The organism is Cognatiyoonia sp. IB215446 (assembly GCF_033963825.1).
Taxonomy (GTDB): Bacteria; Pseudomonadota; Alphaproteobacteria; order Rhodobacterales; family Rhodobacteraceae; genus Yoonia.
In genome coordinates this window covers 599424-617087 of record NZ_JAXBMD010000001.1, presented here as the reverse complement: position 1 = coordinate 617087, position 17664 = coordinate 599424, and the positions used below count along the sequence as shown (strand labels likewise).

17 protein-coding genes are annotated in these 17664 nt (G+C 56.8%); 8 read left to right on the top strand and 9 right to left on the bottom strand.

Features of this window, described 5'->3' with window-relative positions; translation table 11 throughout:
• Positions 1-41: 41 nt before the first annotated feature.
• Positions 42-788 carry an alpha/beta hydrolase gene (locus SLH49_RS03040; RefSeq protein WP_320267697.1) on the top strand — a complete coding sequence of 249 codons (747 nt, stop codon included), beginning with the start codon at positions 42-44 and terminating at the stop codon, positions 786-788.
• Positions 789-1108: 320 nt separating this feature from the next.
• Here the strand turns inward: SLH49_RS03040 and SLH49_RS03035 are convergent, their stop codons facing one another.
• The 7 genes from SLH49_RS03035 to SLH49_RS03005 form a co-directional block, all read right to left on the bottom strand.
• A complete protein-coding gene (locus tag SLH49_RS03035) occupies positions 1109-1633 on the bottom strand; it encodes a GNAT family N-acetyltransferase (RefSeq protein ID WP_320267696.1) in 525 nt (174 codons plus the stop codon).
• Complete coding sequence (locus tag SLH49_RS03030) at positions 1630-2217, bottom strand: GNAT family N-acetyltransferase (RefSeq protein ID WP_320267695.1); 588 nt, start codon at positions 2215-2217, stop codon at positions 1630-1632. The genes SLH49_RS03035 and SLH49_RS03030 overlap by 4 nt, the downstream gene beginning before the upstream one ends.
• Before the next feature lie 284 nt (positions 2218-2501).
• Positions 2502-2972, bottom strand: a complete 471-nt coding sequence (gene cynS / locus SLH49_RS03025) for a cyanase (RefSeq protein ID WP_320267694.1) — start codon at positions 2970-2972, stop codon at positions 2502-2504.
• Positions 2973-2999: 27 nt separating this feature from the next.
• A complete protein-coding gene (locus SLH49_RS03020; protein ID WP_320267693.1) occupies positions 3000-3479 on the bottom strand; it encodes a nuclear transport factor 2 family protein in 480 nt (159 codons plus the stop codon).
• 12 nt (positions 3480-3491) lie between these two features.
• A complete protein-coding gene (locus tag SLH49_RS03015) occupies positions 3492-4409 on the bottom strand; it encodes an ABC transporter ATP-binding protein (RefSeq protein ID WP_320267692.1) in 918 nt (305 codons plus the stop codon).
• Positions 4410-4420: 11 nt separating this feature from the next.
• A complete protein-coding gene (ntrB, locus tag SLH49_RS03010; RefSeq protein WP_320267691.1) occupies positions 4421-5422 on the bottom strand; it encodes a nitrate ABC transporter permease in 1002 nt (333 codons plus the stop codon).
• Between the two features lie 72 nt (positions 5423-5494).
• Positions 5495-6922, bottom strand: a complete 1428-nt coding sequence (locus tag SLH49_RS03005) for an ABC transporter substrate-binding protein (RefSeq protein ID WP_320267690.1) — start codon at positions 6920-6922, stop codon at positions 5495-5497.
• 280 nt (positions 6923-7202) lie between these two features.
• Between SLH49_RS03005 and SLH49_RS03000 the strand changes: the two genes are divergently transcribed.
• A complete protein-coding gene (locus SLH49_RS03000) occupies positions 7203-9059 on the top strand; it encodes a sigma 54-interacting transcriptional regulator (RefSeq protein WP_320267689.1) in 1857 nt (618 codons plus the stop codon).
• Between the two features lie 52 nt (positions 9060-9111).
• Here the strand turns inward: SLH49_RS03000 and SLH49_RS02995 are convergent, their stop codons facing one another.
• Both SLH49_RS02995 and SLH49_RS02990 read right to left on the bottom strand, forming a co-directional pair.
• Positions 9112-10317 carry an acyl-CoA dehydrogenase family protein gene (locus SLH49_RS02995; protein WP_320267688.1) on the bottom strand — a complete coding sequence of 402 codons (1206 nt, stop codon included), beginning with the start codon at positions 10315-10317 and terminating at the stop codon, positions 9112-9114.
• A 160-nt stretch (positions 10318-10477) separates the two neighbouring features.
• On the bottom strand, positions 10478-11506 hold the full coding sequence (locus SLH49_RS02990; protein WP_320268505.1) for an AraC family transcriptional regulator ligand-binding domain-containing protein: 1029 nt from the start codon (positions 11504-11506) through the stop codon (positions 10478-10480).
• A 191-nt stretch (positions 11507-11697) separates the two neighbouring features.
• On the opposite strand from SLH49_RS02990, the gene SLH49_RS02985 reads away from it, so the two are divergent.
• Genes SLH49_RS02985 through SLH49_RS02960 form a run of 6 tightly spaced genes read left to right on the top strand, consistent with a single transcriptional unit; the run spans position 11698 to position 17527 of the window.
• Positions 11698-13266: an ABC transporter substrate-binding protein gene (locus tag SLH49_RS02985; RefSeq protein ID WP_320267687.1), complete on the top strand. Its 1569-nt coding sequence runs from the start codon at positions 11698-11700 to the stop codon at positions 13264-13266.
• Positions 13256-14038 carry an ATP-binding cassette domain-containing protein gene (locus SLH49_RS02980; RefSeq protein WP_320267686.1) on the top strand — a complete coding sequence of 261 codons (783 nt, stop codon included), beginning with the start codon at positions 13256-13258 and terminating at the stop codon, positions 14036-14038. Before SLH49_RS02985 ends, SLH49_RS02980 begins: the two co-directional genes overlap by 11 nt.
• A complete protein-coding gene (locus tag SLH49_RS02975) occupies positions 14025-14813 on the top strand; it encodes a dipeptide/oligopeptide/nickel ABC transporter ATP-binding protein (RefSeq protein ID WP_320267685.1) in 789 nt (262 codons plus the stop codon). The genes SLH49_RS02980 and SLH49_RS02975 overlap by 14 nt, the downstream gene beginning before the upstream one ends.
• Entirely contained in the window at positions 14810-15754 is a 945-nt protein-coding gene (locus SLH49_RS02970; protein WP_320267684.1) for an ABC transporter permease, read from the top strand. Before SLH49_RS02975 ends, SLH49_RS02970 begins: the two co-directional genes overlap by 4 nt.
• On the top strand, positions 15751-16599 hold the full coding sequence (locus SLH49_RS02965; protein WP_320267683.1) for an ABC transporter permease: 849 nt from the start codon (positions 15751-15753) through the stop codon (positions 16597-16599). Before SLH49_RS02970 ends, SLH49_RS02965 begins: the two co-directional genes overlap by 4 nt.
• 10 nt (positions 16600-16609) lie before the next feature.
• On the top strand, positions 16610-17527 hold the full coding sequence (locus SLH49_RS02960) for a DMT family transporter (protein WP_320267682.1): 918 nt from the start codon (positions 16610-16612) through the stop codon (positions 17525-17527).
• Positions 17528-17664: the final 137 nt, after the last annotated feature.

Below are 17664 nucleotides of genomic sequence, written 5' to 3'. Positions count from 1 at the left end.
GCACCGGCCAATGCACCCAAATGCATTCAAAGGATATTCCGATGCTCTCCCTAGATAATCATCAGTCAATCGTCGCGGTTCACGGATCCGCAAGTTCGTCCAAACAGTGGCTCTCCCTGCACGCGGCGGCTGCACCAGACTACCAAGTTGTTGCACCTACAGTTCCCGATGCAGATCCCAAGGCGCGTCTGGACGTCGTCATGAACGCCATCGCGAATAGTGCAACACCGGTTCACCTGATCGCGCACTCTTTTGGGGCATCGATTGCAATGATGGCGGCAAAGACGGCACCTGAAAGGGTCGCAAGCGTGACACTTTATGATCCGGTTGTTCCGGTGAAAGTCGGCGCCGAAATGTCAGCGCCACCGGACTTGCGCGATCTGGCTTTGGTGATGCAGCTCGCCGGGGCAGAACATGGCATGGCGCTCTTCATTGAGTTTTGGGCCGGGGCAAAGGCCTGGTCAGGCGGCACTGACAAGTTTCGGGCCGCGGTGATTGCCAAATACGGCTCAGTCCTTCGCGATTTTGAGCAAGTCGCCTCTGGGGTCTGGAACCCGCACCAAATCAAGTACAACGGTCCGATGACGATACTGCATGGTCAGGAGTCACCGTCTGTCATTCTGGAAACCACCGGATTTCTGCAGCGCGTCTATCCGCATGCATGGCTGATACCAGTCGCTGGTCTCAATCACATGACCCCACTCGTCGCCTCGCAACTGACCGATGAACTCTTTTTGAACGCAATAGAGGTCAGCCGCATTGGTCAGCTTGATCAGGTTGCGGCATAATAAAACACCTACAACGCATAGTCAGTGATCCAAACATCTAGATGAATGAGAACCGCTGGGCGTCTGTCGTCGTCAGTCAGAAATGCGCAAATGCTGTCCTTTGGAGTAAAACTTCAAAGGTCGGTTTTGTCCGTAAACTGTGAATTCGACCATTGCCTGATTTTGCGCCCGCAGCGAACGACTGGTTCGGTGAAGCTGCATTGCGGCGCGGCCTCACCCGACGAATGGCTGGTTTGGGCCGTCTTCGATAGATCATACAGCAACCGATATGCATGTCTCGCTTGCTCTAACGTCTGATCAGAGCCTACCCGCCGAAGTGATCAATGCGCTGCTGCGGCCAGCTCCAGACCAAACCTATGGTCGGGATAGTCGTAGCCTTCGAACATGACGTCCCTTTCATACGTCATGCCGATCTTCTGCAAGACGCGTACTGATTGTTGGTTGTTTGGATCGACAATTGCTACAATACGTTTCGTCCCGGGAAGGCATGTTGCGTGAGCCACCATGGCCTGTGCGGCCTCGGTCGCAATCCCGCGACCCCAGCAATCATGAGCCAAACGGAAACCGAGCTCTGCTTCGCACTCAATCACCCGGTGTGGATCGTTGGCAAGCTTTCCGTATCCAATCAACCGCTCGTCCGGTTTCAGGCAGATGGCCAGCATCAGTGGCAGCCCGTGATCAGTGGTGGTTTGCTTCGCCCGATACAACCATTCGCAGCAGGCCGTATGATCAAGCGCGCCATCGTCGCTGAAAGCCATAACGTTGGGATCGCCGAGGATTTCTGAGACTTGGTGAAGATCATCATCGCGAAACGGCCTTAGGTTCAGGCGGAGGGTGTTGATCATGTCTCACTGCTCTTTCCGGACTGAGGCAGCTTCGCCAAGCGTGCCATGCTGACAGCATCAATGAACTCACCTCCGCGCAAAGCATAGTCTCGCAACACACCTTCTCGTTCAAACCCCATGCGTTCGTAGAGACCAATAGCGCGTGCGTTGTCCGTATTCACGGTCAATTCGATCCGGCGCAAGGCCCACCAGTCGTCGGCCACCTCAAGCAATGACGTCAACAAACGCGTTCCAAGTCCATGTCCGACGTAAGAATCGTGGACGCCCATGCCAACGGCACCGACATGTGACCTGCGCCCCTCAAAGCGCGTCAGAGAGGCCATGCCGACGATCTCTTCCTTCGAGGTGGCTACGAGGCATACGAAATTTGGTCCACTCGTCGACATCTTTTGTCGCGTTGTGCTAACACTTTGATAGGGCAGCCGCATCGTGCCCCAGCGATAACCGGGAAGGTTCATCAAAGCCGTCACGCCAGGCGCATCTTCCGGTTCAACTGGACGGACAAATATATCTGGCACCGCGCCCTGCTTGGGTCGCGGCTTGGTTATCGCCTCGTCACCATCTTCAATTTGATCTGTCGTCATTTTTGCTCCTTACTTGCCCGAAGGAGCAGTCACCCCACTCCAATCGGTGGGGTGATATGGACGGTTCTCAGCCTAAGTCGTGTACGTCCTGTTACCCCATACGATATGGGAATGAACCATGAACCGCGCTTTTGTCTGACCTAGAACCATACGGTTCGGTAGCATCTCCGAGATCCAAAATGAAGTGCCCAAATCGAAATTAGCCCGCGCTGGAGCCACGCAGGCAATGTCTTGGCGCGGACGACGCGGTTTCTTGTCCTCGCGAAGGGAGAGACTGCAGATAGCTACCAGGAATTGTACGACAAGAACTTGCCGGACATTTCGACTTTGACACGATCGCCCTTCTCATGCGGAACCTTTGTAATCTGCATGTCAAAATCAATCGCGGACATGATGCCGGTACCGAATTTCTCTTCGATCAGCGCTTTGATAGTCGGGCCGTAGACACCGACAATCTCATAAAGACGGTAGATGCATGGGTCGGTGGGAACGGCCTGCTCCCAGACTTTTGTTGGCGGCTCCTCCAGCACGCTGACCGCTTCCTGCGGCAGGCCCATGACAGACACAATGGCTTCGGCCTTGTCTTTCGGCCAACCATTCATGCCCATGCAAGCCGAATGGGTCCAAACCGGGGACATATCAATCTTTTCGGCGATCTCCTCCCAAGTGAAGCCGGCCGTTTTCTTAGCCGAGAGGATCATCATCGTTACGTCTTCTTTGGTCATCATGGTCGGGACCTCAATTGTGTCTTTCATATTTGCCTCCTCAAGTTTTGTTGTGGGCTAAAGGCCAAGTGCGGTCAGGCTAGGGTGGTCATCAGGGCGAGGACCTTGCGGCCAGTGGAATTTGCGGTCTTCTGCTGTGATGGGCACGTCGTTGATGGAGGCATGGCGCACGGCCATGTAGCCTTTTTCATCGAACTCCCAGTTCTCGTTTCCATGGGCCCGAAACCAGTTTCCGTCATCGTCGTGCCATTCGTACACAAAGCGCACGGCGATGCGGTTTTCTGCATGCGCCCAGATTTCCTTGATCAGGCGATAGCCATTTTCCCTGGCCCATTTGCGGGTCAGAAAGTCCCGGACCTCTTCGCGTCCATTCAGAAATTCTGACCGGTTGCGCCAACGCGTGTCAGGCGTGTAGGCCAAGGCGACCTTGGCAGGGTCGCGGGTATTCCATGCATCCTCTGCCATGCGTACTTTCTTCACCGCATCTTCATAAGTGAACGGTGGCAGCGGAGCGCGGATTGGGCTTTGTTCTGTCATGGATCTACCACCCTAGTCATTCACTGCGCGCAAAGGGGGGACGACGGGCGCCACCTCTGCAGGCGCGGTCTGATGCTCTGTTGTTTTGTCGATATGCACTGTCTCAGGGCGGTGTTCTGATCCGTCAGCAGCCTGACCTGCCAGATCCTTTGAGCGCTGGCCCAAGAACTGCACAAGGTGGTTGCGAATGGCGTAATAGTTCGGATGCTCAACAATCTCGGTCCGATTACGTGGCCGTGGGATCGTGATGTCGACGGACTCTGCAACTCGGGCGAGCGGCCCGTTGGTCATCAGCAAAATCCGGTCCGCCAACAGGATCGCCTCATCAATGTCGTGTGTGATCATAAATACGGTTTGCTCTGTCTGGCTCCACACCTTGACCAGCTCTTCCTGGATTGTGCCACGGGTCAGCGCATCAAGCGCGCCAAAGGGTTCGTCCAAAAGCAGCAATTTCGGTTGGTTCGCAAAAGCCCGGGCAATCGACACGCGCTGGCGCATGCCACCCGAAAGCTGAGAGGGTTTGCGATGCACCACATCACCATCAAGGCCGACCATCGAGAGGTATTTGCGCGCGTGCTTCTCGACCTGGGGCTTGGACCAATCTTTGTAACGCGCGCTGACCCCAAATGTGACGTTCTTGAGTGCCGAAAGCCATGGCAGCAACGAATAGTTCTGGAACACCACCCCGCGATCAAGCGACGGCCCAGACACCTCATAGCCGTCCATTTTCACGACGCCAGAGGTCGGCTCTGCAAGCCCCGCCAGAATGTTCATGATCGTCGACTTGCCGCAGCCGGAGTGGCCTAGGATGCAAACGAACTCTCCCTTTTCGACGCCGAATGTCGCCTTCTCAAAAACGGTCAGCGTGCCGCCCGCACCATCGGGGAATTGCTGGGTAAGCTGCTCAACCGACAGAAATGGTTTGGCCATTTCGGTTCTCCTTATTCAACGTAAGCGACAGCGCGCTGCAAGCGGGCGAAGGCCGCATCGAGAAGCATGCCCATGACCCCGATCAGCAAAATGGCCACGATCATGCGGTCGAGCCGGAGACCGTTCCATTCGTTCCAGACGACGTAGCCAATGCCGGTGCCACCGACGAGCATTTCGGCGGCTACAATGACCAACCAGGCGATGCCAATCGAGATGCGCATGCCAGTAATGATTGTCGGTGCAGCGGCAGGCAGGATGACCGTCAGCGCGGTTTTGATCGTGCTCAATTCATGGGTGCGCGCCACATTGATCCAATCGCCGCGCACGCTGGCCACGCCAAATGCGGTGTTGGTGAGCATCGGCCAAACCGAGCAGATGAAAATCACGAAGATCGACGAAAGCTCGCTGTCGCCGATGGTGAAAAGCGCAATTGGCATCCAAGCAAGGGGCGAAATCGGTTTGAGAACCTGAATGTAAGGATCGAGCGCCTTGTAGGCGAGCGGCGACATTCCGATCAAGAACCCAAGGGGTATCGCCACGGCCGCCGCCAGCGTGTAGCCGATCAGAACCCGCAAAAGAGAATAGCCGATCTGAATCCCGTATCCCATGTCGTTGGTGCCCGCGACATAGAACGGATCAGTGATTGTGGCCCAAAGCTCGGTCCCGATTTGTGCTGGGGACGGGAACAACGAACCGGGTGCCGGCGCGGAATTCTCATCCGGCACACTGATACCAAGCGCCTGAATACCACCAGCCATGTCAATCATCTCGCGCGACAGGCCAAGCCCGGCAATCTGATCAAGTTGCGGAAATGCGACGCCCTGGCTGGCGTAATATGCGATGTCATCAGCAGCCATGTTCTGGCTGAGTAGCGCCTCTTGCTGCTCCGGGCTCAGATCAACTGCAATCGGGCCGGTGTCCGGCACAAATGTTGTCACATGCCAAATTAAAAGGCCGACCACGAGTATCAGGACGGACAGCATCGTACTGCGCAGATCATATTTGCCGATCATGGTCTTGCCTCTAGAAGATCAGTCGAGAGAACGGGGCGGCGATCCGCCCCACTTATGCGCGAGCCAACCACGTCAGATGGTGCGGCTGAAAGGCTGGCTATCGATAAACTCCTGAGCGGCCCCTGGCGCGAACTCGCGACCCTGGATTTCCACCGGCGCGTAGACGTCCTGTTCGGCGTCCGAGAATGTCAGGTTCGCATCGGCGGCCATCATCGCCCTCATGGTTTCGCGGGTGGTTGTGGTCATCACCAGCTCCTCGGCCAGCGTGGCATAGTCTGTGTCGCTGTCGATGTAGTTCCAGCGGCGTAGCTGCGAGAGCACCCAAGTGCCCATGGTTTGCGTGGGCAGCGGCATGAACGAAATACGGTCTGGCACCGCCTTGATGTTGCCTTGTCCATCCGGGAACACCCCAGTCAGGATCTGTTTGAGGATCTCGACGGGCTGGTTGAGGTAGTTGGCAGGTGCCATCGATTCCGCAAATGCCACACGACCCTCAGAGGTCTCCGCAGAAGCAGTCGCTTCGAGGATCGCAGTCGTCAAAGCCATCGTTGTGTTGGGGTTTTCGTCGATGAAGGTCTGGGACAGACCGAAGACGCAGCATGGGTGCTGTTTCCAAAGGTCGAGCGTCAGCTTGTGGATGAAACCAACCTGATCATAGACAGCCCGCTGGCAGAACGGATCGGGCGCCAGATAACCATCAACGTTTTCTGAGCGTAGATTGGCAACCATCTCTGGTGGCGGCACGACGCGGATCTGAATGTCGCGGTCGGGGTCCAGACCTGCATCCGCCACGTAGTTGCGCAGCAGAAGGTTGTGCATCGAGTATTCGAACGGCACGGCAAAGGTGAAGCCTTTCCAATTCGCCGGATCCTGATTTTCCAGATGCTTGTTGGCAAGAACGATGGCCTGACCGTTGGTGTTCACGTTCGACACAACCCGCCAAGGCTGCGCGGTCGATCCAATGCCGAGCGACATTGCCATCGGCATCGGGAACAAAAGATGAGACCCATCATATTCGCCGTTCAGGCATTTGTCCCGCGAGACAGCCCAACCGGCCGTTTTCACGATGTCTACATCAAGGCCATAGCGCTGATAGAAGCCAAGCGCATGCCCGCCAATGATCGGCGTCGCGCAGGTGATAGGGACAAAGCCCAGCGTCAGCTTGGTCTTTTCGAGGTTCTTCATCGCCTCTTCGGCCATCAACTGAAGCGACGAAAGCGGGAAAACGCTGGCCACGGCAGCAAGGGCCCCGGTCACACCGGCGCTCCGCAAGAACCCACGCCGCGAGACGTCATTTTTGAACAGGCCCTGCAGCACGGCGCTTTCAAGGGCGCGGGTCATCCCCACCTCGGAGGTCAGCGTCTGTTTCTCTCTGCGCCGCAGAATATCGGCATCCTCTGCAGACAGACCTGCATATGGATCGGCTGGTCCGGTCGAAGCCTCACCGCACTCATTCCATACGTCGATGTTCGGATTGAAGGGGTCCTTAAAATGCGTCATCTCTCACCTGTTCTGTTGTCTAGCGCCGCAGACAAGAAGGCGCTTTCTGTCGAAATCTTCGACGGACTTGCGCTTGCTAAGTACGAATGCCCGTCGAGCTCCCTGATGAGGGTAGCGAGGATGACACGTTAAGAAAGTGCGTGCCCAATATTTCCGCTGTTTGAAAAATAATATAAAAAACAGAAACTTAAGTGTGTTCTACGAGTCTATGGTGTAACGAAATATCGTAAATTACGAAATCTCGCTAGTGCGCCTAAGGGAGCTGCTCTAGGCTTTCGCCATGACACAGCTCGCGCTCTCTGCCGATTCCATCGTTGCCGCTGTTCCCGAAGCTGCGATTGTGTTGAACACCCATACCGACGACATTGTGACAGCCAATGACGCCGCGTGTCAGCTCTTAGGATTTCAACGCGAAACGCCACCGCGCTTCTCTCGGCTCCTTGGCGCGCAGGTGCAGCAATTTCTTGTATTTCTGGATGAGCTAGATACTCGTGGGGCGGCCTGGACGAGACAGGTTGAACTCAAGCGCGCCGACGGCCACGGCCTCCGCTGCGAGATCCGCGGCCGTCCGCTGCGCATTACAGACCACAGCGTTTTCCTGACCATCGTCGACCTCGATGAATTGGATCGCCGAACCCATGACACCGAGGTCGCGCGGCTCCAGCGCGCGGGTGTCACGGAATGGAAGCGCGCCGAAGGGTTTTTTGCCGACCTTGAGCGGCGCAACCAGCTTATCCTGAACGCAGCTGGCGAGGGCATCTATGGATTGAATGCCGAGGGCAAAGCCACATTCGTGAACCGGGCCGCCCAGGAGATGCTTGGATGGACGACCGACGACCTGCTGGGCAAAGATATCCATTCGATCCTGCACCACACCCACGTCAACGGTGACCATTACCACCACCATGATTGCCCGATCTACAAGTCCTTCCGCTTTGAGCAGGTCAACCGGATCGAAGACGAAGTGTTCTGGCGAAAGGACGGAAAACCCATCCCGGTCGAGTATATCTCGACGCCGATCTATGATCACCAGATCCTCGCGGGTGCCGTTGTGATCTTTCGCGACATCTCTGAGCGCAAGGAAAGCGAACGCAAGCTGCGTCAAGCTATGCAGGAGGTTGCGGATTTGCGCGACCGCCTGGAACAGGAAAACGCCTATCTGCAGGAGGAGATCAATACCGAGCGCGCGCACCACGCGATCATTGGTACGTCGACCGCGATAGCGCAGACCTTGGCACGGATCGATCTTGTCGCCGGGACAGACGCCACAGTCATGATCTCTGGCGAGCATGGGACAGGGAAATCTCTGGTGGCGAAGGAGATTCACAAAACCAGTCCGAGGTCACGAAGGCCTCTCATCCACTTTAACTGTGGTTCGGTGCTGCCTAGCGAGGTTGAGGCAGAACTTTTTGGTCAAGTGCGTGGCGGCGCATCAGGCGCCAAACAGGACAAGCCTGGCAAACTCGAACTGGCCCATGGTGGGACGCTGTTTCTTGATGATGTTGAGGATCTTCCCCACGACGTGCAAGGGAAACTGCTCCATGTGTTGCAAACCAAGTCGGTGCGCCGGCTGGGTGACGTCCGAGAAAAGCCGCTCGACATCCGGGTGATTGCAGCGACGACCCTGTCGCTCACGAAACGTTCGGCCTCGGAGCAGTTGCGCGAACAGCTTTACATGTATCTGAATCTCTTCCCGATCACATGCGCCCCTTTGCGCGAACGACCTGAGGACATTCCGCCTTTAGCTGCACACCTGTTGGAAATCGCCTGCGCAAAGCTCAACCGACCGGTGCCAGCGATCACAGAACGCGCGATGCACCGGCTTCAGAGCTACCGGTGGCCCGGAAACGTCCGGGAATTGCGTAACGTGATCGAGCGCGCGGCGATCCTGTCAACGAAGGATAAGCTCCGCATCGAACTGTCCAGCGGTGCGCCGAGTGAAACGAAGTCCGTGGATGTCGTGAAAACTGAGGCTGAGATTCAGTCAATCGTCCGGGCAAATGTAATTGCCGCCATGCGGTCAACGAACGGCAAGGTTTCAGGGCCAAATGGTGCAGCCTCGCTTTTGGATATTCGGCCCACAACCCTTTATTCACGTATCAAGGCGTTTCAAATCACGCATGCGGATTGGAATTAGGCGCACGGAATTGCGCCACATCCAGAAGTCACCAAAGCAAATTTGGATGATTTTATTCCGCAGCGACAGATGGAGAGGCAGCGTCACTCTCACCGAACCCCCTGGGCACCGGCAGGTCCGGCAGACCTGCCGCGCGCTTTTGCAAAGCACGTCCGATGACAACACGGCTGATCTCGGTCGTGCCATCAACGATCCGCAGCATCTGTGCAAGGCGCGAGAGCCGGTCGAGGCCGTAGGGCTGCAATAGCCCCATGCCACCCAGCACTTGAGTGCAAGTATTGGCCGCTTTGACGGCAGCATCGGGTACGAAACGCTTCGCATGGGCTGCCATCAACGGACCCTCCGGCGTGCCGAGCGCCTCTGCCGCTTTGCGATAGAGCAGTCTGGAGGCCTCAAGGTCCGTCGCCACTTCGCCCAGCATCCACTGGATGCCGTCCAATTCGATATTCTTGCCGCCGAACATCTTGCGGTTCTTGGAATAGGCGAGTGCGGTGTCGAGTGCCGCTTGCATCAAACCGCAGCAGCCTGACGCGATAGAAACGCGTGCGATGTCGATGGCCATCAGTGACCCTTGGAAACCCTGCCCGATAGGCAGGATGATATTGTCCTCACTCACTATGACATTGTTGAGATACATCTCGGACATGGGCAGGAAGCTGTAGGATGGCGTGTCGTAAAGCGGCCCGAAGCTGATCCCTGGCGTGTCGGCAGGGATAGCGATCATGGCCATATCCTTGTGCCCCGGCGCATCGCTGGTTTTCACAACGGTGAAGTAAACATCCGCCTCGGTTGCAAGGCTGACCCACGCCTTGGATCCGTTGATTATCCAGGTGCCGTCGCCGTTGATGGTGGCGTGGGTATACATCGTCATCGGGTCAGAGCCGGATTGCGGCTCTGTCAGTGCGAAGTTTGCCAATTTACGGCCCGAAGTCAGATCGCGCGCCCATTGTTCCTTGAACGCATCCGTCCCATAGCCGCATGCCGCATAAGTGCAGATGTTGTGCATCGATAACGCGAACGCATAAGCGCCATCGCCAAGGCCAAGTTGCTCGTAGACCTGGATGCCCTCTGCCAATGACAAGCCCTGGCCTCCCCATTCTTCGGGTACGTAGAGCCCCGTTAAACCAGCAGCGCCCGCCTTGTCAGATGCACTTCGGGGCCACAAGCGTGCTGCGTTCCACGCATCCACATTGGGCGCAATAACGTCAGATGCATGATCTCTTGCAGCGGTCAGGATGGTTTGGAGTTTTTCTGACATGACGTCTCCTTTCAAGGGCGGAATTGTCGTATCACGCCATGCGGCGGCATGTTCTTTCTGGAGGCACTGAATTCCAAATTCATTTCTGCAGGTATATGACAGATCACCGTACCCACCGCCATCTCAGGATGTGACAGTGTATTGTCCAAAAGTGACAAACTCAGTGCGAGACGGTCGGCTTGCGTCGGTACGTGCTGGGTGTATTTCCTGTCCATCTGACGAAGGCTTTGTGAAAGCTCGCAGCAGAGGAAAACCCAACAAAATGCGCGATGGCTTCGATGCTTTCGCCACCGGTTTGCAAGTGGGCAATTGCCAGATCGCGGCGCAGCGCATCTTTGATGGCTTGAAACGATGTCCCATCCTGTTCCAGCTTTCGGATCAGGGTGCGCGGGGTCATGTGCAGGGCGCGTGCTGCATCAGCAAGCTGTGCACGCTCCCATCCGGATTTGCTGATGTAGCTGCGCACACGCAAGGCTTGCCGGTGCGTGCTGGAACGCGTGAATATCCAGTCCCGTGGCGCGTTTCGCAAAAACGTGTGGAGGTCACCGGTCGCACGGGCGTGCCCTGGCCCCAAATCGGATTTGTCGAACGAAATAGATGTCACCGGCTGCGCAAAATGCACGTGGGCCGGAAAGATAACGGCATAGTCTTCTGCAAATGCCGGTCGATCAAAGGCGAAACCAACTGACTTCACAGGAACTTCTTGCCGCGCAAGCCATGACAGAAGACCATGGGCCAGCTTGAGGATCAGCATGTGTCCGAACCGTTGGGCAACCTGATCACCGTAGGGCTTAAGGGCCAGGGTCAGCGCGTCGCTATCCTCTGAAAGGACGCGTTCATAATCGTCGAGCAGAAGGTTCCAAAAGGTCGAGAACCGATACAGCGCAGATGCAAGCGATGTTGCCTCTCTTACAGACGTAAGCAGATGTTGCAGCGCGCGCGGTCTGATGGGACGCGACCAAAGCCCCATCATCTCATCCCCGGTCTCAACAGCGGCGAGTTGATAGAGGCAGACAATCTGATCAAGCGTAACCCGGCCTTGAGAACCCATCTGACAAATCGCCAAATCTGATCTCTCAAGCAATGAGCGATAATGGTCGTCGGTGCATCTGGATTGAAGGGCCAGAAGCCAATCTGCGATGAACTGATTGGATACGGTGAAAAATGATGACGAGGCTTCCTGCTGCATCGCATAATTGGGTATCACCGATTGACGCGGTAGAGAAGCCGTGGGCGACACATGCTGGTGTCCAGATGTGCGCTTTGAGTGGGCGAGATCATTGCTTGGCGACCTCAGAAAATCGGTGTGGTGCAATGTTACGTAATAACATAAGTAACATCTGAACGAGACGATCCATCAAAGTTAATGGAGGCCGCTACATGGCTGTAAAACGAAATCCATTCGAGGCAACTCAGTTCAGAACTCTGGTAGCCGGCGTAGCCACTGCGCTGACCTTGTCTGCCTCTGCAGCACATGCCGAAGGCAAGGAAATCATCGTCGCGTCGGGTTTTGGGCCGACCAGCAACATCCCTGATCCGCGTGCGCGTCAAAACGGCTGGCTGGCCAATCGTGCGGGAGTGTCCGAAACACTGATCGGGCTGGACTATGAGATGAATATGGTTCCGCGCCTCGCCATAGCGTTTGAGAACATGTCCGAGACGGAATGGAAGATCACGCTGCGGGAAGATGTTCTCTTCCATGACGGCACAAAGATGACGGCAGAAGCGGTAAGGGAATCTTTCGCCAAGCTGAGCGAGGAAGGCCACCCGGGGCACAATCCGCGCCTTGTCAGCTTGTTGGGGATTGCGGAGATCGAAGTCGTTGACCCGCTCACCCTGATTTTCCGGACCGAGGCGCCAAACGCGGCCTTCCTTTGGTCCCTGACAGAGCCCTCTGCCACCGTTCTGAAAGAGGGCACGGAAGAGATGCCGATCATTGGCACCGGACCGTTTGTGTTCGACATGGCGGAGACCGACAAGACCTATCAGGTCACAGGTTTTGCCGACTACTGGGGCGGCGCGCCCAAACTCGACCGTCTCGTGATCGACGCAATCCCCGATGCATCCGTGGCCGCGCTGGCCTTGCAGGCGGGCGATGTTGATCTGGTCACGCACTACCCGGAACCGGAATTTGCGAGGTTAAAAGAAGAAGGCGGGGCACAGCTTTTTTCGGCACCGACCGGGCGCCTCTTTTTCATTCAGGTGAACATGTCTGACGGCCCGCTAGCCAACGCGACCCTGCGCGAAGCGGTGTCGCTAAGTCTTGACCGCGACACGATCGTTGCCGCATCGCTGGTGGGTGTCGGGGGTCAGGCTGCCCAAGGTATTTTCCCGGCGAACATGGCATCTTGGACAAACGCTGATTTGTCTCTGCCCTATGATCCGGCCGTAGCCATGGGGATGCTGGATGACGCTGGCATTGTCGACACAGACGGCAACGGTATTCGTGAGCTGGACGGCGAGGATATCGTGCTGCAAATGCGCAGCTATGAAGGCCGTGCCGCGCTGCGCCCCTCCCTTGAAATCAGCCAGGCGATGCTGAGCCAGATCGGACTTCAGGTCGATATTGCGATGGGCGAGTGGGGTGCCAATAATGACGCCCTGCAAGCAGGTGAAATCGACATGCACCTGCAGGCGTGGGGGACCGCGCCGCAAGGCGACCCAGACTACTTCCCCAGCACCTTGGCGGCAACAGATGGCGCCTATAACATCGGCGGCTACTCTAACCCCGAACTGGATGCGCTTCTTGAAAAAGGGCGGAGCCTTTTTGCAACCGAGGATCGACAGCCTGTTTATGCCGAGATTCAGGCAATCCTGAATGAGGACCTGCCGCTCATCCCGCTTTTCCATAAAACGCAGGTGTCGGTGGGGAACGGCAAGGTCGAAGGCTACCGTATTCACCCTGCGGAAACCTATCTGGCAACGCCGGATTTGACGGTTGTCGAATAACGCTGATGGACTTTTGAAAATCGGTGCCCTGTCCGCCGAGATCGGCGGGCGGGACGTATTGCATGACATCAACCTAGAAGTTGCGCGATCTGAATGGTTGGCCGTCGTTGGCGGGTCCGGCGCGGGCAAATCCACGTTGCTGCGGGCGATCATGGGGTTGAAGCGTCCGGCAAGGCCGACAAGTGGCGAGATGCATTTTGAAGGAGCTCATTGGCGCTTTTCAGACCGCAAGCCGTTTCGACCCAACGCGATGAGTTTTGTACCACAAAGCCCAGCATATGGTTTTGATCCGCTGCGTCGGCTGCACTGGCAATTGGCGCAGCTTGCGCGCAGGATCAAAGGTGACCCGGTGGATCACCGTGCCTTGTTTGACACGCTGTCATTGCCCGACCCGGCCCAAAACTACCCGCATGAATGGAGCCGGGGGATGCAGCAACGCCTGCTTTTGGCGATGGCGCTGATGGAACAACCGTCGCTCTTGATCTTGGATGAGCCGACCTCAGCCCTTGATCCGATTGTCGCGGCACAAGTGCTTCAGGAAGTGCAGCGCATCGCAGCGGCACAAGGTATCGCAGTTATCATGGTTACGCATGATCTTGCCCTCGCGGCGCGCTATGCACAGAAGATCGTCATCATGGAACAGGGGCGGATCGTTGAAGCCGGACGTAGTGATATCGTTTTGACGCGCCCGCAGACCGCCTATGCCCGTGAACTGGTGGCGCATCGTCACTGGCATAGCGCATCAATTGGGCCGAGCCATGCGGCCAACTGACCCCATTTTGGTCCTTGATGGGCTTTCCGTTCAAGTCGGGCAAGCGGCGCTCTTGCACGACGTATCGCTGTCGCTCGCCAAGGGTGAGGTGCTTTGCATCATCGGCGAAAGCGGTGCGGGAAAGTCGACCATGCTGAAAGCATTGCAGGGCCTGATGCCTGCAACGTGTAGACGCTTCTACTTTGGTCCCGCTGGCATTGATGTCACGGGTCGAATGCCCAACCGCGTCGGCCTGCCCAGAACGCGCTGGGTCATGCAGGACCCGCTTGCCGCATTGAATCCCCGCCAGAGCCTAGGGAACTCCATTGCCGAGAGCTTGCATCGCCACCGGCTCTCGGTCGAAGAGCGGAAGGACGCGACGCTTAGTGCACTCGCGCAGGTGGAGCTTGGACCCGAATTCTATGACCGCCTGCCGGCCCAGGTGTCCTTGGGACAGGCGCAACGCGCGTGTCTCGCACGGGCGATGATCGCACAGCCGGAGCTGATACTTTTTGACGAACCGCTCAGCGCCTTGGATGCGCTTGTGCAAAAGAAGATCGCCTATCGTATGGATTTGCTCCGAAACGAAACGCAGATTACCTACATCGTCGTCACGCATGACATCGGCTTTGCCGAAAGCTATGCCGACCAAATCCTGGTTCTGAAAGACGGTCGCGTCGCGGCCTACCAGCGTCGCGATCCCTTCTTTGCCGCACCGCAAGGCCGTTACGCAAGTGAGCTGATTGCAGCGGCGGATGCGCTGGGTGCGCTGCAGCGCGCAGAGGCCGCGGAATGAACGCGTTTGCTCTGCGCCTCGTCGGCCTGATTGTTGTGCTAGCAGGGATCAGCCTGATTACCTTCACGCTGAACCACTTCGCCCCAGGCGATAAAGCACTGATCATCGCGCAGGCGCGTTATCCCGATACAATGAGCCTTCCGGCCGAGCTGTTGCAGGAGATCCGCGCAGAATTTCATCTCGACGCCCCCTTTTTGGTGCAATATGGCCACTGGATGTCGGGGATACTAAGGGGCGATTTTGGCACCTCTTACACATCCGGCGTTCCTGTCTGGGATATCTTTGTCGGGAATTTGGGTGAGACGATTGCGCTGACGCTCTCTTCACTCGCGCTTGGTCTTTTGGGCGCGTTTGTGCTGGCAAGTCTCGCGGTATTCAATCCCGGTACGCTGATTGACCGGTTCGCTGTTTTTGTCGCCTCCATCGGGGCGGCCATGCCGAATTACTGGCTTGCGTTGCTCTTGATCCTCGGTGTCTCGGTGCATCTGGGCTGGTTGCCTGCTTATGGCGAAGGCACGCTGGCGCATCTGATCTTGCCATCACTCACGCTTGCCCTTTGGGTGATGGCATCGCAAACGCGGCTTTTGCGCAGCTTCATGCTGGATGCTTACAACCAACCGTTCATCGAAACACTGCGCCTTCGTGGGATTTCCGAGCGCGAGATCTTTTTCGCCCACGTCGTGCCTCATGCAAGGATCCCTGCGCTTACCATGATCGGTCTCGATCTGGCGGCGCTTCTGGAGGGGGCGATTATCGTGGAATTGACTTTCTCCCGATCCGGTCTGGGCTCGCTCTTGGCGGGCTCGGTGCTGTCGCGTGATCTGCCGGTCATGATGTTTTTGGTGATGTTTTTCGCAACCACCTACGTGGTGATCAACACTGCGATTGACGCTATCCAGGCGTTCTCTGACCCCCGCGCGCGGCAAAGAGGTGCAGCATGAGCGAACTCTCTGTTGATGGCCCCGCCGTTGTCAAAGACCCGCTTGCTGCGTTCGGCTTCCGGGTCGGACTGGCCCTCTGCTGTCTTGGTCTTATGATTGGTCTGGCCCTGTGGCTGACACCTTACGATCCGGCAGAGGCGGACTTTCTGGACCGGCTGACGCCACCAAATGCGGAACACTGGTTCGGTACAGACCATCTGGGACGCGACATAGGCACGCGGCTAATGCATGGGATGGTCTGGTCGCTGGGCCTCTCCCTGATTATTGCAACGGTTGGGTTGATTGTCGGCACAACTGTCGGGCTAGCTGCGGCGCGGGCGGGCCGCGTTGGTGACTTTGCCCTGATGCGGGTGACCGACAGTTTCTTCGCCTTTCCCGAACTGGTTGCTGCTGTAGCTTTTGCTGGCCTCTTTGGCCCTTCGACCACCAACCTGGTCATCGCCCTCTCAATCGTAAGCTGGATGAAGTTCACCCGCCTCGCGCGCAGTCTGGCCCACGGCCTTGACGAAAGGGACTTCATTATTCAGGCGCGGTTGAACGGCCTGTCATCGGGACTGATTCTGTCGCGGCATATTCTGCCAAATGTCATCCCATCACTCCTGGTGCTATGGACCAATACATGGTCGCGGACCATTCTCGCGGTCTCTGGCCTCAGCTTTCTGGGCTTTGGCGTGCAACCGCCAACGGCGGAATGGGGGGCAATGTTGCTTGACGGGAAACCCTACATGCAATCGGCACCACATGTAATGATTTTTCCGGGCGTTGCCGTGCTGATCTCTGTGTTGACGATCAATCTTGTCGGCGACCGCCTGCGCGACCTAGTCGCGGCGACGGACAGGCCCTAGGGGGTGAGCCATGGAAGCAACGGGTATTCTGCTAAGGATCGGCGCGACTTTCTTTTTCACCGTGATGGTCGTTTTTGTGAAGCTTCTGGCAGAGGCGATCCCTCTAGGCCAGGTTGTCTTCTTCCGCAGCGCGATTGCTTTGATCCCTTTGGTGCTGTTTTTGATGTGGACCCGCGACTTCCCCAGCGGCTTACGCACAACACGGCCCCTCGGCCATGTGCTGCGCTGCACCATGGGCTGTATTGCACTCTTTGCGTCCTTTGCGTCGCTCAAATACCTGCCGTTGGCGCATGCCTCGATCATCGGCTACCTCGCACCCGTCATCGCCGTGATCCTCGCACGGCCCCTTTTGGGAGAGACAGTGACCGGCCTACGCTGGTTCGCTGTCGCGCTAGGCTTTCTCGGCATGCTGGTGCTCGTCGCCCCCAAACTGACCGCAACCGAACTAGATGAGAGCTATCTGATCGGGGTCGCACTAGCATTGATCATGGCTGTCTTTACAGCGGGGGCGAAAATCCAGATCCGCAGCCTTGCGCTTACCGAAAACGCGGGCGCGATTGCGTTCTATTTCGCCTTCACATGTTCTGTGGCCGGTGCTCTGACGGTGTTTTGGGGCTGGGCACGACCGACACCAATAGAATTGGTCTATCTTTGTGGTGCAGGTCTCGCTGGTGGCGTGGCGCATATCATGATGACACTCGCGCTTCAGCATAGCGAGGTCTCGAAACTCGCACCCCTTGAGTATCTATCACTGATCTTTGCCGTCATCGCGGATTTCGCTCTCTTCAAAATCGTACCCGACGGCGCGTTCTATCTTTCTACGCTGCTGATTGTGATTGCGATGTGGACCATTGCAGCTCGTGATCATCGCAAGACTGACACAGACAGGTCCGTGAAAGCAGAATACAAGCAGACTTCACAGACATAACATCTTTCCCAATCGTTGTATATTTGGCCTGTCGGCTTAGCGCTTGGCCTTTGGCTTCAGTCAATTCGGCACGATCGCTCTATTGCCGTTTCTTGAACGGTCGGTTGGTGAGAAGTGCGAATAATACTTACACTGAT

Coding starts and splice junctions, on each gene's coding strand:
- SLH49_RS03040 (WP_320267697.1), top strand. CDS start 42: ATGCTCTCCCTAGATAATCATCAGTCAATCGTCGCGGTTCACGGATCC.
- SLH49_RS03035 (WP_320267696.1), bottom strand. CDS start 1,633: ATGATCAACACCCTCCGCCTGAACCTAAGGCCGTTTCGCGATGATGAT.
- SLH49_RS03030 (WP_320267695.1), bottom strand. CDS start 2,217: ATGACGACAGATCAAATTGAAGATGGTGACGAGGCGATAACCAAGCCG.
- cynS (WP_320267694.1), bottom strand. CDS start 2,972: ATGAAAGACACAATTGAGGTCCCGACCATGATGACCAAAGAAGACGTA.
- SLH49_RS03020 (WP_320267693.1), bottom strand. CDS start 3,479: ATGACAGAACAAAGCCCAATCCGCGCTCCGCTGCCACCGTTCACTTAT.
- SLH49_RS03015 (WP_320267692.1), bottom strand. CDS start 4,409: ATGGCCAAACCATTTCTGTCGGTTGAGCAGCTTACCCAGCAATTCCCC.
- ntrB (WP_320267691.1), bottom strand. CDS start 5,422: ATGATCGGCAAATATGATCTGCGCAGTACGATGCTGTCCGTCCTGATA.
- SLH49_RS03005 (WP_320267690.1), bottom strand. CDS start 6,922: ATGACGCATTTTAAGGACCCCTTCAATCCGAACATCGACGTATGGAAT.
- SLH49_RS03000 (WP_320267689.1), top strand. CDS start 7,203: ATGACACAGCTCGCGCTCTCTGCCGATTCCATCGTTGCCGCTGTTCCC.
- SLH49_RS02995 (WP_320267688.1), bottom strand. CDS start 10,317: ATGTCAGAAAAACTCCAAACCATCCTGACCGCTGCAAGAGATCATGCA.
- SLH49_RS02990 (WP_320268505.1), bottom strand. CDS start 11,506: ATGCAGCAGGAAGCCTCGTCATCATTTTTCACCGTATCCAATCAGTTC.
- SLH49_RS02985 (WP_320267687.1), top strand. CDS start 11,698: ATGGCTGTAAAACGAAATCCATTCGAGGCAACTCAGTTCAGAACTCTG.
- SLH49_RS02975 (WP_320267685.1), top strand. CDS start 14,025: ATGCGGCCAACTGACCCCATTTTGGTCCTTGATGGGCTTTCCGTTCAA.
- SLH49_RS02970 (WP_320267684.1), top strand. CDS start 14,810: ATGAACGCGTTTGCTCTGCGCCTCGTCGGCCTGATTGTTGTGCTAGCA.
- SLH49_RS02965 (WP_320267683.1), top strand. CDS start 15,751: ATGAGCGAACTCTCTGTTGATGGCCCCGCCGTTGTCAAAGACCCGCTT.
- SLH49_RS02960 (WP_320267682.1), top strand. CDS start 16,610: ATGGAAGCAACGGGTATTCTGCTAAGGATCGGCGCGACTTTCTTTTTC.